The 13,470-nt window shown below is 65.4% G+C and carries 13 protein-coding genes; 7 read left to right on the top strand and 6 right to left on the bottom strand.

Annotation, left to right across the window (positions count from 1 at the left end; all coding sequences use genetic code 11):
* Positions 1–53: 53 nt before the first annotated feature.
* From AB4Z42_RS10055 to AB4Z42_RS10070, 4 genes are read left to right on the top strand one after another with little or no spacing between them, the layout of a single operon-like run.
* Entirely contained in the window at positions 54–1,217 is a 1,164-nt protein-coding gene (locus tag AB4Z42_RS10055; RefSeq protein ID WP_442009022.1) for a phytanoyl-CoA dioxygenase family protein, read from the top strand.
* Complete coding sequence (locus AB4Z42_RS10060; protein WP_442009023.1) at positions 1,214–2,221, top strand: Gfo/Idh/MocA family protein; 1,008 nt, start codon at positions 1,214–1,216, stop codon at positions 2,219–2,221. Before AB4Z42_RS10055 ends, AB4Z42_RS10060 begins: the two co-directional genes overlap by 4 nt.
* Positions 2,218–3,090 carry a sugar phosphate isomerase/epimerase family protein gene (locus AB4Z42_RS10065; protein ID WP_442009024.1) on the top strand — a complete coding sequence of 291 codons (873 nt, stop codon included), beginning with the start codon at positions 2,218–2,220 and terminating at the stop codon, positions 3,088–3,090. The genes AB4Z42_RS10060 and AB4Z42_RS10065 overlap by 4 nt, the downstream gene beginning before the upstream one ends.
* Positions 3,087–4,049 (top strand): Gfo/Idh/MocA family protein, encoded by a 963-nt coding sequence (locus AB4Z42_RS10070; RefSeq protein WP_442009025.1) that lies wholly within the window; start codon positions 3,087–3,089, stop codon positions 4,047–4,049. The genes AB4Z42_RS10065 and AB4Z42_RS10070 overlap by 4 nt, the downstream gene beginning before the upstream one ends.
* Here AB4Z42_RS10070 and AB4Z42_RS10075 read toward each other — a convergent pair.
* A complete protein-coding gene (locus AB4Z42_RS10075; protein WP_442009026.1) occupies positions 4,046–5,230 on the bottom strand; it encodes a LuxR C-terminal-related transcriptional regulator in 1,185 nt (394 codons plus the stop codon). The two genes, AB4Z42_RS10070 and AB4Z42_RS10075, sit on opposite strands and share 4 nt — an antisense overlap.
* Positions 5,231–5,355: 125 nt before the next feature.
* Here AB4Z42_RS10075 and AB4Z42_RS10080 point away from each other — a divergent pair, with 125 nt between their 5' ends.
* Genes AB4Z42_RS10080 through AB4Z42_RS10090 form a run of 3 tightly spaced genes read left to right on the top strand, consistent with a single transcriptional unit; the run spans position 5,356 to position 7,186 of the window.
* The gene (locus tag AB4Z42_RS10080) at positions 5,356–6,591 is read left to right on the top strand and encodes a cytochrome P450 (RefSeq protein ID WP_442009027.1); all 1,236 of its coding nucleotides are present in this window, start codon (positions 5,356–5,358) and stop codon (positions 6,589–6,591) included.
* Positions 6,588–6,995 carry a nuclear transport factor 2 family protein gene (locus AB4Z42_RS10085; RefSeq protein ID WP_442009028.1) on the top strand — a complete coding sequence of 136 codons (408 nt, stop codon included), beginning with the start codon at positions 6,588–6,590 and terminating at the stop codon, positions 6,993–6,995. Before AB4Z42_RS10080 ends, AB4Z42_RS10085 begins: the two co-directional genes overlap by 4 nt.
* Positions 6,992–7,186: a ferredoxin gene (locus AB4Z42_RS10090; RefSeq protein ID WP_442009029.1), complete on the top strand. Its 195-nt coding sequence runs from the start codon at positions 6,992–6,994 to the stop codon at positions 7,184–7,186. Before AB4Z42_RS10085 ends, AB4Z42_RS10090 begins: the two co-directional genes overlap by 4 nt.
* On the opposite strand, the gene AB4Z42_RS10095 is transcribed toward AB4Z42_RS10090, so the two are convergent.
* From AB4Z42_RS10095 to AB4Z42_RS10115, 5 genes are read right to left on the bottom strand one after another with little or no spacing between them, the layout of a single operon-like run.
* The gene (locus tag AB4Z42_RS10095; RefSeq protein ID WP_442009551.1) at positions 7,187–8,641 is read right to left on the bottom strand and encodes an MCE family protein; all 1,455 of its coding nucleotides are present in this window, start codon (positions 8,639–8,641) and stop codon (positions 7,187–7,189) included.
* Positions 8,628–9,785, bottom strand: coding sequence for a virulence factor Mce family protein (locus AB4Z42_RS10100; protein ID WP_442009030.1), 1,158 nt, complete (start codon positions 9,783–9,785; stop codon positions 8,628–8,630). The genes AB4Z42_RS10095 and AB4Z42_RS10100 overlap by 14 nt, the downstream gene beginning before the upstream one ends.
* Positions 9,782–11,095: a virulence factor Mce family protein gene (locus AB4Z42_RS10105; protein ID WP_442009031.1), complete on the bottom strand. Its 1,314-nt coding sequence runs from the start codon at positions 11,093–11,095 to the stop codon at positions 9,782–9,784. The genes AB4Z42_RS10100 and AB4Z42_RS10105 overlap by 4 nt, the downstream gene beginning before the upstream one ends.
* Before the next feature lie 11 nt (positions 11,096–11,106).
* On the bottom strand, positions 11,107–12,423 hold the full coding sequence (locus AB4Z42_RS10110) for an MCE family protein (protein WP_442009552.1): 1,317 nt from the start codon (positions 12,421–12,423) through the stop codon (positions 11,107–11,109).
* Positions 12,420–13,445: a virulence factor Mce family protein gene (locus tag AB4Z42_RS10115; RefSeq protein ID WP_442009032.1), complete on the bottom strand. Its 1,026-nt coding sequence runs from the start codon at positions 13,443–13,445 to the stop codon at positions 12,420–12,422. The genes AB4Z42_RS10110 and AB4Z42_RS10115 overlap by 4 nt, the downstream gene beginning before the upstream one ends.
* Between the last annotated feature and the right edge of the window lie 25 nt (positions 13,446–13,470).

The following is a 13,470-nucleotide window of genomic DNA, read 5'->3' on the forward strand; positions in this document are numbered from 1 at the left end:
TTGATGGATTAATGGCGTTGATTGCGGTGACGATCACAGCAAGACTAGCTCCCATGGCCGCACCAGTGAGGACGACATCCACGCCGTGGATCGACGAGTCGCAATGCCGACTCGACGACTTCCGCGCGCAGGTGCTTCGCGAGACCGATCGTGCCGACTATCCGAACGCCAGCGATGTGCGGAGCAACGTGTTGGTGTATTCGGCGGCCGCGGTCGCCGACGCGGACCGACGGGACTTGCAGTCCGAGTTGATTCGGGCGCTCGCCGACGGCCCCGGCGTGGTGGTGTTCAACGACGCCTTCGCCCCTGCCATCGTCGACCGCGCCAGCGACGGCTTCTTCTCGATCATCGACGCACAGCGGGAGGCGGGCACCGCGGCCGGCGATCACTTCGGCAAGCCCGGCGCCAATGACCGGATCTGGAACGCCGCGCAGAAGCTCGCGCTGCACGCACCAGACGTCTTCGCGGAGTACTACGCCAACGACACCCTCGCCATCGTCTGTCAGGCCTGGCTGGGTCCGCGCTACCAGGTCACCTCACAGGTCAACGTCGTGAACCCCGGTGGCACGCAGCAGGTTCCGCACCGCGACTATCACCTCGGTTTCGTCCCCGACGAGCACCTCGCGCAGTATCCGGCACATGTGCACCGGACATCACCGGTCCTCACACTGCAGGGCGCCGTCGCCCACTGCGATATGCCGGTGGCGAGCGGTCCCACGATGTTGCTGCCCGGATCGCAGCGGTTCGCAGCCGGGTACATCGCCTTCAACCAGCCCGAGTTCGTGGACTTCTTCGCCGAACACCACGTGCAGCTTCCCCTGAATAAGGGCGATGCGGTGTTCTTCAACCCAGCGCTGTATCACGGTGCGGGGTCCAACATTTCAGATGACACCCGCCGGATCGCCAACCTGTTGCAGATCTCCTCCCCGTTCGGCCGGGCGATGGAGGCCCTGGATCGCACGGCGATGGTCCGCGCGATCTATCCCTCCCTCCTCGCGATGAAAGCGCAAGGGCGCCCGCACCGCGACCTGTACAACGCGGTGGTCGCCACCGCGGAGGGCTACGCCTTCCCCACCAACCTCGACAGCGATCAACCCATCGGCAGCCTCGCCCCACCCAGTCAGGTCGACGCGGTGCTGGCGGCGCTCGCCGACGGCCTCAGTGTCGACGAACTGGACGACGTATTGCACGCACAAGAAGAACGGAGAATGCCATGACCACTCTCGGCGTAATCGGATTGGGCCGGATCGGCGCCTTCCACGTCGACACCCTTTCGGGGCTGGACAGCATCGACGGGCTGGTGGTCACCGACGAGCGGCCCGAGGTTGTCGCCGCCGTCGCATCCAAACACGGTGCAAAGCCGGTTGATTCGGTCGAGGAACTGTTGGCTTCGGGTGTGGACGGGGTCGTCGTCTCGGCCGCGACACCTGCGCATGCCGAGCTGACGCTGGCCTCAGTCGCGCGGGGTCTGCCCACGTTTTGCGAGAAGCCGATCGCCTCGACGGCCGCGGAGAGCGCACAGGTGGCCGAGGCTATCGCGCGCTCGGGAGTGCCGGTTCAGGTCGGCTACCAGCGGCGGTTCGACGCCGCCTTCGCCGCCGCCAAGCGCGCGGTCGAGGATGGCTCGCTGGGCGCGCTGCACACCGTGCGCAGCACGACGATGGACCCGGCTCCCCCGCCGATGGAATACATCGCGGGTTCCGGCGGGATCTTCCGTGACTGTGCGGTCCACGATTTCGATGTGATCCGCTGGATCACCGGGCAACAGGCCGTCGAGGTGTACGCGACGGGCAGCGTTCAGGGCGACCCGAAGTTCGCCGAGTTCGGCGACGTCGACACGGCCGCCGTCGTGGTCACCTTCGAGGGCGGCACACTCGGTGTGGTGTCGGTGGCACGGTACAACGCACACGGGTACGACTGCCGCCTCGAGGTGCACGGATTCAACGACACGGTGGTCGCCGGCTGGGATCAGGGTGTACCCGTGCGGAATGTGGACCCCGGCAACACCTTTCCGCAGGGACCGGCACACCACTTTTTCATGGACCGGTTCACCGATGCGTTTCGCGCGGAGCTCGGCGCGTTCGTCGAGGTGGTCAAGGGAAACGCCACCCCGGCGTGCACGGTCGCCGACGCGGTCGAGGTCGCATGGTTGGCCGAAGCGGCGACCGAGTCGTTGCAGCGCCGTATTCCCGTGAGCATCAAGGAAGTGAGGTCGCGATGAGAATCGCGGGTGCACCGATCTCGTGGGGAGTCTGCGAGGTACCCGGCTGGGGTCATCAACTCAGCGCCGATCGCGTGCTGGCCGAGATGCGGGAAGTCGGTTTGTCGGCCACCGAACTGGGCCCCGAGGGCTTCCTGCCATCCGACCCCGAAGAGCTGACCGCGCTGCTCGGATCGAACGGCCTGAGCTGCGTCGGCATCTTCGTGCCCGTGCTGCTCCACGATGCCGACCATGACGCCATGGCCGATATCGCGGCTCCACTCGACGCGCTGATCGCGTGTGACGCGGACGTGCTCGTGCTGGCCGCCGCGACGGGCGCCGACGGCTACGACTCGCGCCCCACGCTCAATGACAGCCAATGGGCCACGCTGCTGGCCAACCTCGACCGGCTCGCCGATGCGGCCGCCGAGCGCGGTGTGCTGGCCGTGCTGCATCCGCACGTCGGGACGATGGCCGAGACCCGCAGCGATGTGGACCGGGTACTGCGCGGCTCCAACATCAAGCTGTGCCTGGACACCGGTCACCTGCTGATCGGCGGGACGGATCCTCTTGCGCTGGCGCGTGAGGTGCCGGGCCGAATCGCCCATGCACACCTCAAGGATGTCGACGCGGCGCTTGCCGCGCGCGTGCAGGCCGGAGAACTCACGTACACCGAGGCAGTGCGAGACGGCATGTACACGCCGCTCGGCGAGGGCGACGTCGACATCGCGGGGATCGTGTCTGCACTGCGCGCCAACGGATTCGACGGCTGGTTCGTCATGGAGCAGGACACCATCCTCGACGGCGAGCCAGTAGACGAGGGCCCGGTGCGCGACGTACGGACCAGCGTCGCGTACATGCATGACGTGTGCGGTCGCGTGTCGGCGTGACACTGCGCATTGGCGTGCTCGGAGCGTCGCGCATCGCCGAGTCGGCGATCGTCGCGCCCGCGCACGAGCTGGGCCACCGGCTGGTGGCCGTGGCCGCACGCGATCCGCAGCGCGCCCGCGCGTTCGCCGAGAAGTACGGCGTCGAACGCGTGGTGGCCTCGTACCACGACGTGATCAACGACCCCGAGGTCGACGTCGTCTACAACCCGCTGGCGAACTCACTGCACGCACCGTGGAACCTCGCGGCGGTGGCGGCGGGCAAGCCGGTGCTCACCGAAAAGCCGTTCGCGCGCAACCGAACTGAGGCGCTTCGCGTCGCGCAGGCGGCCGACGAAGCCGGAGTCCCTGTGATGGAGGGCTTTCACTACCTGTTCCATCCGGTGACACGCCGGGCCCTGGAACTGGCCGGCGACGGCACGGTGGGTGACCTCACCCACGTCGAGGTGCGCATGGCCATGCCCCAACCGGAGGACAGCGATCCGCGCTGGTCGCTGGAGCTGGCCGGCGGAGCGCTGATGGACCTCGGCTGCTACGGATTACACGTCATGCGGCAGATGGGTCACCCGTCGATCGTGCGCGCTCACGCCAAGGAGCACAGCCCGGGAATCGATGCGTGGTGCGATGTCGAGCTCGGTTTCCCAAGCGGCGCAACGGGCTTGAGCACCCACTCGATGGTCGCCGACGACTACTCGTTCACGATCCAGATTGTCGGCACTAAGGGAGATGTGCTGGTGCACAACTTCATCAAGCCTCATGAAGACGACCGACTCACCATCCGCACACCGGCGGGCAACACCGTCGAGCATCTGGGCACGCGGCCCTCGTACACCTACCAGCTCGAGTCTTTCGCCGACCACGTCCTGCACGGTGCTCCATTGCCGCTGAACAACTCGGATGCGGTGGAGAACATGGCCTACGTCGACGCCGCGTACCGGGCGGCCGGGATGGATCCCCGCTAGCCGGCGGGAACACTGGCAAGGCGCACGTACGCCGAGGCCGCCTCGGCGCGGTTCGTGGCGTGGAGTTTCCGCAACACGCGCTTGACGTGGGACTTCACCGTGCCCGCCGAGATCACCAGTTCGTCGGCGATCTGCTGATTGGTGCGGCCTGCAGCCATCAGGCGAAGAACCTCGATCTCGCGGCGGGTCAAAATCGCCATCACACGCGTCTGCACTTCGGCCAGCGACTGTGCGGCCGGGCTGCGTTCGACCGGCTCGATCTTCGCAAGGTCCAGATCGGCGTCCTGAAGCGCACGCGCCGCCTCGTCCGCGGAGGCCAACGCGCGACGGACCTCGGCACGCTGGCGGCGCATGCGCTCGAGCAGAACGGTGCGTTCGTAGGCGTAGCCGAAGCCTTCCGCGAACGCCCAGACGGTGTCGCGGTCGATCTCGTCGACGAGGCGGCCCGAGTACAGCCGGTCGGCGTGCAGAAATCCGATCACCTTGCCGGTCGGCATCACGGGTGCGGCCACGTACGAATGCGTGAGAGAGAAGTCGACGATCGGCCGGTTGACGCGCGGGTCGTTGCGCGCATCGCGCACGATCGCGGGTGCGCGGCGGCGGATCATCTGCGTCTCGAGCAGCATGTGGTTCAGCGGCGGTGCCACCGATTGTGCGAAGGCGACCATCTTCTCCGCGCCGTCGGTGTCCTGGCCGAAATATGCTGCCTCCATGACCATCCGGCCTTCGTGAACGCGGAAGAGCACGGCCCGGTCGAAGCCGCACGATTCGACGAGTTCGCGCGGCGCACGGTCGACGATCGTCGCGACATCGTCGACGACGCGTAGCTTGCTCAAGGCCTCCTGCACGGCCAAGAGCGCGAAGGTGCGGCGCCTGGCACCGTCCTCGATCAGTTCGCGCTCCAGCGAAGCGAGGTCGAGCACCGCATCGAGTGCGTTGAGCGCGTTCTCGTCGCCGAGCCCTTCCAGTGCGTTGCGGACCACCGTCGCCCAGGCGTCGACAGCCTCGGCCACCACCGCCATCGGGTCCTCGGCCCGGTCTATCTCGCAGCCATGAAATGCCTCCCGGTAGCGGCGCGCCGCTTCGGTGTCCTTGGCCGGGCGCGATGCCCAGCCCGGGTGGTCACCTTCGGTCAGAGCGTCGACCGCGGGCGTTTCGGACTCTTCGCTCACAACACTCACGCCCCAGACTGTCCTCCGATCGCCGCGCAGAAGCGGCGAGAACCGACAATTCACCTCGTAAGGGAGTACGAGTCCTCCCCAACGGGGGATCGATTTGCGCAGGGGGCTGGCACAGGCTGATTGCCATGTCATCCACGACCGTTTCGGCCCTCGATCTGCTCACCACCCCCCAGGGCATCGCCAATCCCTACCCGCTGTACGAGCAGCTCCGGGGACTCTCACCCGTCGCCGGCTACCGCGACTGGCCGCCGGGAACGATTCCCGGCGCGGATGAACCCGTCACTGCGTGGGCGCTGTTCCGCTACGACCAGATCTTCGAGGCGGCACGCGACAGCGCGACGTTCTCGTCGCGAGATCCGCTGCAGGAGGCGTCGTCGGCGCCGAGCCTCATGCTGGTCAACACCGACCCGCCCAAACACGAGGTCGAACGTAAACTGGTCAGCCAGGCATTCTCCCCGCGCCGGGTCAAACGTCTCGAAGGCTGGCTGAGCGAACTGGTGCCACGACTCCTCGATGAGCTCGGCGTCGGCGAGGTCGAGGTGATGGAATTCGCCGCCGAGATTCCGACCAGGGCCATGGTGCGGCTGCTGGGCCTGCCCGACGGCGATCACGTCCGATTCAAGAAGTGGGCCAACGCGTTCATGCTTTCGTCGTCGCTCACGCCCGAGGAGCGCATCGCGAGCAATGAGGAGATGGTGATGGCATTCGCCACCCGGCTCGCGGAGCACACGGCCCGGCTGGCAGAGCGCACACCCACCGACGACGTCGAGGACGCTGAGGACCTCATCTCGGCGCTGCTGCGCGCCGCGGTCGACGGCCAACGGCTCACCCCGGAGGAGATCGTCCGATTCTGTGTGACGCTGGTGGTGGCGGGTAGCGAGACCACTACCTTCCTGATCGGCAATCTGATGCACGCGATGGCGCGCGAACCGCAGATCACCGCGCGGATGCGCGACGATCGCACACTGGTGAACGTGTTCGTCGAGGAAGCGATGCGGATCGACGGTCCGCCGCAGCGGCTGTTCCGCATCGCCACCCGCGATGTCGAGGTCGGCGGCAAGTTGATCCGCAAAGGCGATTGGGTGGCACTGTTTTTCGGTTCGGCCAACCGTGATCCTGACGTGTTCGCCAAGCCCGACAGGTTCGACATCGACCGGCGCAACATCCGCCAGCAGCTGTCGATGGGACACGGCCTGCACTTCTGCCTCGGCGCATCGTTGGCACGCCTGGAAGTCGTGGCCGTGGTCAACGCGGTGCTCGACCGGTATCAAACGATCGCACTCACGGACGACCCGGGCACCAAGCAGACCGCCAGCCTGTTGACCCACGCCTTTGTCCGTCTCCCCCTTCACCTGTCATGACCCCCGACGAGGAAACGAACATCGCGACGACGAAGGCGATCTACGCCGCCGTCCCTGCGGGCGATCTCCAAACCGCCCTTGAGCTATTGGACCCCGATGTGCGGATCACCTATTACGGGACCGATGGGATTCCCTATGCGGGCGACTACCGAGGCTTCGACGAGGCAGTGACGTTCTTCACCAAAGTGGGAACGACGATCGCCATCACCGAAATGGAAGCGTGGCAGTTCATCGCTCAAGGCGACGAGCTGGCCGCGTGGGGCCACCAACGATTCCGTCGCCTCGACACGGGCTACGAATGGGAATCGGAGTTCGCGCACATCATCACACTGCGGAACGGCCGCTGGCTCTACTTCCGCGACTTCATGAATTCGGCGCTGACGCTGCAGGCGTTCACCCGGTGATAATCGTCGGCGACCGTGAAATCTGTATGGGCGCAGGGGTATGCGTGGTGACCGCGGACAAGACGTTCGAGCAGGATGACGACGGCATCGTGCTGCTCACTTCCGATCACGTGTCCGCCCGCGAGGAGAAGGTCGTGCGCAACGCGGTCCGGATGTGCCCGTCGGGTGCGCTCCGCATCGTGGCCGACTGATCAATTCCCCTGCGGTGGAAGCAGCATCGTCTGCCACGTCTTGTCGTTCGGCGCACCCGCGGCGAGATCCGACTGTGTGTACTGGCGGCCGTCGGGCCCGATGTAGCTGCCCGTCGCCGGATCGTATTCGGCCGCGGCTATCGGCGGCGCCACAGCGGGCGGTGCCGGCGCGGGCGGCAGCTGCGGGATGGGTTGACCCGACAGCGTGGCATTCGGATCGCCCTTCCAATTGAATCCGTCGTTGAGCGGGACATAGCCTTCGTCGCTTTCGCACAACTTGACCGTGGGCGCGCGTTTCCCCGGCACGGTTTCGCACGGGATGTTCCGGGCGCCACGCACATTGAACTGTGAATCCTGTGGGACCCGGCAATACAGGTCACCGGGCGGCCGCTGTGGGTAGTCCTCGAGCGCGGCGACGCGCTGTTGCTGGGCGGGCAGAAACCCTGTGGTGCATGGCGGCGGCAGGTTGAGGTTCAGGTTGAAGCTCAGGTACTGGCCCTTGTAGTCCTGTTTGGTGTTGAGGTTGGCGAGGATGCCTGCCTGCCCGGCGGCGATGGCTTGGGGAAACACCACGAGCAGCTGTTCGATGTCGTTCCGGTAGGTGAGCGCGACTTGTCCGACACTGACGAGGTTGGACATCAGGATCGGCAGGGTGGGCTGCAGCCGCTCGACCAGTTCGCGCGCCCGCGCGGCCGCGGGACCGCCTTTGTCGATGACACCGGCGACGGCGTCGTCGTGGTTCTTCAATTCGGCGGTCACCGTGGCCACATGCGATGCCCACGCCTGAATCGCATCCGAGGTGTTCGTCTGCGAATTCAGTACCGGCTGCACCTGATCGACCAACGTGGTCAGCGGGTCGAGATTTTTGCGAGCGTCGATAGCCAGGGTGGAAGCACCCTGGATCACGCGTGAAAGTTCTGGACCGAGCCCTCCAACAGCTGTATAGGCCTCGTCGATGACGGTCTTGAGATTGTCGCGGGGTATGGCCTGCAGACCGGTGTTCGCAGCGCTGAGCAGAGCGTTGACGTCCGGCGGCACCGAGGTATCCGCCAGTGCGATCACGTCACCGTTCTTCAGCGGCGCCGAGGTGCCGTTACGAGGAAGCAGCAAGACGTAGGATTCGCCGACCGCGGATTGGCTGTGCACCTCGGCCTCGAGGTCTGAGGGGATGTCGATGCCGGACTGCAGCGACAGCACAGCCTCGACGCCGGTGTCGGTCAGGCGCACCGATTCCACCCGGCCGACCTTGGTACCGCGATAGGTGACATTGCCCGATTCATAGAGTCCACCGGATTTCGGCAGTTCCATCGTCACCGTGTACCGACCTACCCCGAACATGGCGGGCAGGTTGATGAAGTGCAGCACCATCACCGCAACCGTGGCAAGCGCAACGACCGTGAAGATGACGAGCTGGACTCTTATCCGTCGGCTCAAATGCACGCTAGGGCCCCTGATCCCAGTGGTAGGGCGCGGTCAGCGGATTTCCGGGGCCGTTCGGGCCGCCAGACATGCAGGGGCTTGGGAACTGGCCGATCGTTCGGCCCCACTGCAGCTCGAGCCACGTCAGATCGCACTCCCATCGAGTACCAGTGAAGATCCCCTGGTCGATACGGCTGAGCGTGAGGTCGACGATGGCGGTCAAATTCGCGTAGTCACCACGTTGGAAATTTTCGAAGGTCTCGTTCGGAAACGGGAACGTCGCAAGCAAACTCAGGGATCGCGTCAGGCTGGGACCGGCGTTGGCCAACGACTCCAGCACCGGACCGACCTGCCGCAACTCCTTCACCAGGTTTTCCTTCGTCTGATTAACCGTGTCCACGGTCAATGCGCTGAACTTGCCGAGCTGATCTGCGGCCTGCACCAGGTTGTCTCGTTCGGAGTTGAGCACTGCCAACGCGTCGGGGACGGTGGCCAGCGCCCGGTCCAGGACGGGCTGCTGTGCGCTGAATTTCCCGATCAGGCGGTTGAGACTCTCAGTGGCCGCGATGATGTCGTCGGTCTGGTCGTTGAGGTGGGTGGTGAATTCGCTCAGCTGTGTGACGAGGCTGCGCACGTCTTGCTCGCGCCCCCGAAACGCGGTGGAAAACGCCTCGGTGATGTCCTGTACCTGGCCCAGCCCGCCGCCGTTGAGCAACATCGACAGCGCCGCCAGCGTCTGCTCGGTGCTCGGGTAGGCACCGCCGTCCATCAGCCGGATGAGCGATCCGCTGTGCAGCTTCCCTTCTGGCCGTTCGTTAGTCGGCGGCGCAAGCTCGATGTGCAAGGAACCCAGCAGGCTGGTTGTGCCGACCTTGGCAGTCGCGTTGGCGGGCAGGTCGACGTCGCCGTTGAGGCGCATGGTCAGCAGCGCGTGCCAGCCCTGGCGCTCGATTTTGGTGACATGGCCGACGGTGACGTCTGCGACACGCACGCGTGAGTTCGGCTCAATGTTGTTGACGTCAGGCATTTGTGCCTGGATCACGAAAGAGCCGGCGCCGGTGCCCTGCGTGCCGGGCAAGGACAGTGAGTTCAGCCCGCGCCAACCGCAACCGGGTATCACGGTCACGATGAGGACCAACGCGACGTTGGCCGCAACGTGTTGCCAGCGTCGCCGTGTCACGGGCCACCTCCGGGAGGCACCATCATGCCCCGCAGTCCGTCGGCGGGATCCGTGGCCGGCGGCGGGATGGATGCGGGGTCGAGTGCAGACGCTTCGGCGGCCAAGGGGACGTCCGGCGGCGGATCGGCGGCCGGCGGTACGAAGTCGGGCCGCATCCACGGCTCGCTGTAGGTGACTTCGTTGGGCCGGGTCTGCGCGCCGACGAAGAGGTTCTCTCCCAACGGCGGGAAGTTGAATTGGCGGTTTTTCACTATGGGCGCCAAGTACTGCGCGCACAGTTTCGCCGATTGCTCACGACCCAAGCGGGATGCGGACTGAATTGCACCGCACAGGAAGGAGATTGGGTTTGCAAAGTTGTTGATGGCAAGCGCGCCGGTCAATGAACCGTTAGCGGGCTCGTAGATGTTGTTGTAGTTCTGCAACACCGTCGGGGCGATGTGCAGCGTTTGTTTGATGTCGTCGAGGCTTTCCACCAGCACGCGGGTTATCGAGGCCATCTTGTCTGATGCCGTGCCGATCGCGTCTGTGTTGTCGGCGGCGAAGTCTTGCACGTCGGCCACGACCGCGTTGAGGTCCTCGACCGCCTGACCGACTTTGTCCGGGTCCTCGGCCAGCAGCGACGTCACCTCGGCGAGGTTGTGGTTGAGCGATTCGAGCAGGTCGGCGCTGTCGCTCAGCGCAGACACCAGCGTCGAGAGATTCTTGAACGTAGTGAAAATGTCGTTGCTGTGGTCACCGAGGATCGAAATCGCCTGTGACAGTTTGACGATGGTGTCGCGGATCGTGGGGCCTTGGCCGCGCAGGTTGTCCGCGGTGGTGTTGATGAGCGCACCCAGCGTGCTCACACCGCCGGGCCCGGTGGGCTTCAGCAGGTCGGTCAGCCGTTCGAGTTGAGCGCGTAGGTCGTCCCACTCGACGGGCACCGCAGTGCGGTCCTCCGGGATCGCCGCGCCGTCGGCCATCGTCGGTCCACCGGTGTAGGGCGGTGTGAGCTGGATCGTGCGGCCGGTGACCAGCTGCGGTGCCAGGATTACGGCCTTGGCATCGGCAGGGATCTTGTACCTGCTGTCGAACCAGAACGTGATCTTGGCCCGCTCGGGCTGCGGTTCGATCGATTCGATCTTGCCGACCGGCACGCCTCGAACGAGGACGTGGTCGCCGGCGAATACGCCGGTGCTGTTCTCGAAGTAGGCGACCACCGTCGTGCGGGCAATCTGCGCAGGCATGCGTGTCACGACGATCAGACCCGCACCCAACACCAGCACAAGCACCACCGCCAAGGCGACCCTGGCGGTCCGCGGTGACCTCATCGTGGACGGAATCATGGCCGGGCTCCCGATTGCTGGACGGGCGGCGCCTCGCCCGGTGCCGGCACGTACACCGACGACGGAGTCGGCTCGGGTATGGAGGCCATACCTGGCGGCGGCAGGGCGGGCGGCCCCGGCGGCGGGCCGCCAGGCGGTGGCGCTGCGGGCGGTTCGCGGTAGGGGTAGCGCGGATCCCCGGGCTTGCCGGTGATCGCGTCGGGCAGATGCAACTGCGGTTGCCCACCCTGACCGGTCCGCGGGAATGGCACCGGAAGCGCCGGGGTCCCCGGTTGGCCGGTCTGCGGGTCGGTCAGCTGTGAGGGCAACAAAGTCGCCGGATCCAACCCCAGATCCGAAAACGCCGCGTCGACGAACGGTTGCACGAACTGACCCGGAAAGAGGTTGACTACATAGGCTTTGAAGAACGGACCGGAGGAAAGCGATTCACCGAGCGACATGACGTAGGTGTTGACCATTTTGATGGACTGCTGCACACGCTCCTTGCGGTCATCGACGATCGCCAACACCCCGTTCAGCTTGTCCAGCGCCGGCCGCAGCTGTTGACGGTTCTCGGCGATGAACTCGTGCAGCTGCCGCGACACCGCCGAGACGTTCCCCCAGATCTGGTCCAGTGCAGCGCTTTGCGTCCGCAGCGACGCCAGCAGCGCATTGGTGTCTTTCACCAGGCTCACGATGTGGTCGGTGCGTTTGGCAAGCACCCCCGTCGCTTGGGCCGCGTTGTCCAGCAGCCTGCGCAATTGTGCATCGCGAGTGTCGAGTGTCTGCGCGAATCGCGCCACGCCCGCGACCGCATCCTTCAGATCCGCAGGCGTGCCCGAAAAGGTCTGGGCCATGGTGGCCAGCGACTTCGAGAGCTGGTCGGTGTTCAGCCCGCTGATCGTGGTGGCCAAGTCACCGAGGGCATCGGGCAGCTGGTAAGGCGAAACCGTGCGGTCGAGCGGAATGGTGCCGTCGAGTTGCCCGCTCCCGCGCGGTGTCACGTCGACGATCTTGGCGCCCAACAGACTCTTGGTCTTGATCGCGGCCTCGGTGCGGTCCCCCAGACGCACATCGCTGTCGATCTTGAACGTGACCAGCACACCCGTCTCGTCGAGTTCAACGGCTGATACGTTGCCAACGACAAAGCCGGAAACTTCCACGCCCGCACCGCTGTTCAGCCCGCCGGCGTCCGCGAAGTACGCCGAATACTCCCTGCCCGAGTTGAGGAAGGGCAGGTTCTGGTACTGCAAGGCGCCCACCACCATCGCAGTGACTGTCACGACGCCGACGGTGCCGATGGCCAAGGGGCTGCGTTCGGAGAATGACTTCACTTCGGCGCGCACCGCCCCGTGCTCTGACCGGCCACCTTGACGTACACCGGCTGACCCCCCTTCCCGTTGAGCTTGAGCACGACATCGCACAGGTAGAAGCTGAAGTAGTCGCCGTATATCCCCTGTCGCACGAGGGCCTGGTATCTGTCGGGCAGCGTGTTGAGCAGATTGTCGAGATATTCGTGGTCGGCCACCGCGATCCCCGCCACCCGGTCGGTCTGCGCGACCGCCTCGCGGAACGGCTCCCGAGCCTGGGCCAACAGGTCGGCGAGCGAACCGGTGGCGGCGTCTGTATACGCCACCGCGTTGGAGATGTCCGTCCTGCGTGCGGCCAGCCCTCCGATCAGCTCCGACAGCGATGTCGCGGCCTTGTCCAACCGGTCGCTCTGCCCGCCAAGCGATCCCAGCACCACGTTGAGGTTGTCGATGACCTGCCCGATAAGCAGATCGTGGTCAGCCAACGTGTTCGTGACCACCGCCGCCTGCTGCAGGAAAGACCCAATCGCGGGGCCCTGACCCTCGAACGCCTCGATCAGCTGCCGAGTCAGGTCGTTGACCTGTTGCGGGTCCAGCGCGCGAAAGAGAGGCTTGAAGCCACCGATCACCGAATCCAGATCCAGCGCCGGTTGAGTCTGGGTCAGTGGGATGGTCTGCCCGGGACTCAGCGTCTTGAGTCCGCCGGCACCTTCCTCGAGGGCCAGGTACCGGTCGCCGAACAGGTTGTCGTACCGGATCACCGCCTTGCTGCCCTGCGTGAGCACGACCGACTTGTCGGTGAAGAACTGCACGCGCACAGTCGCATCGGGGTTGATGGAGATGTTTTCCACCTTGCCGACCTCGACACCGGCGATCCGCACTATCGTGCCGTTCCTCAAGTTGGACACGTTGCTGAACTCGGCGTAGTAGCTGTTGCCCGAACCGAAGCGAAACTGTCCGAAGATCGTCAGCGTCAGGAATGCGACGAACATGCACACGGCAAGGAAGACGCCAAGGCGCCAGACGGTTCCCCTGAAGTCAGCCACGTAGGCTCTCCTCCTTTTGCGGATC

It is taken from the genome of Mycobacterium sp. 2YAF39, from assembly GCF_052114565.1.
Classification (GTDB): domain Bacteria; phylum Actinomycetota; class Actinomycetes; order Mycobacteriales; family Mycobacteriaceae; genus Mycobacterium.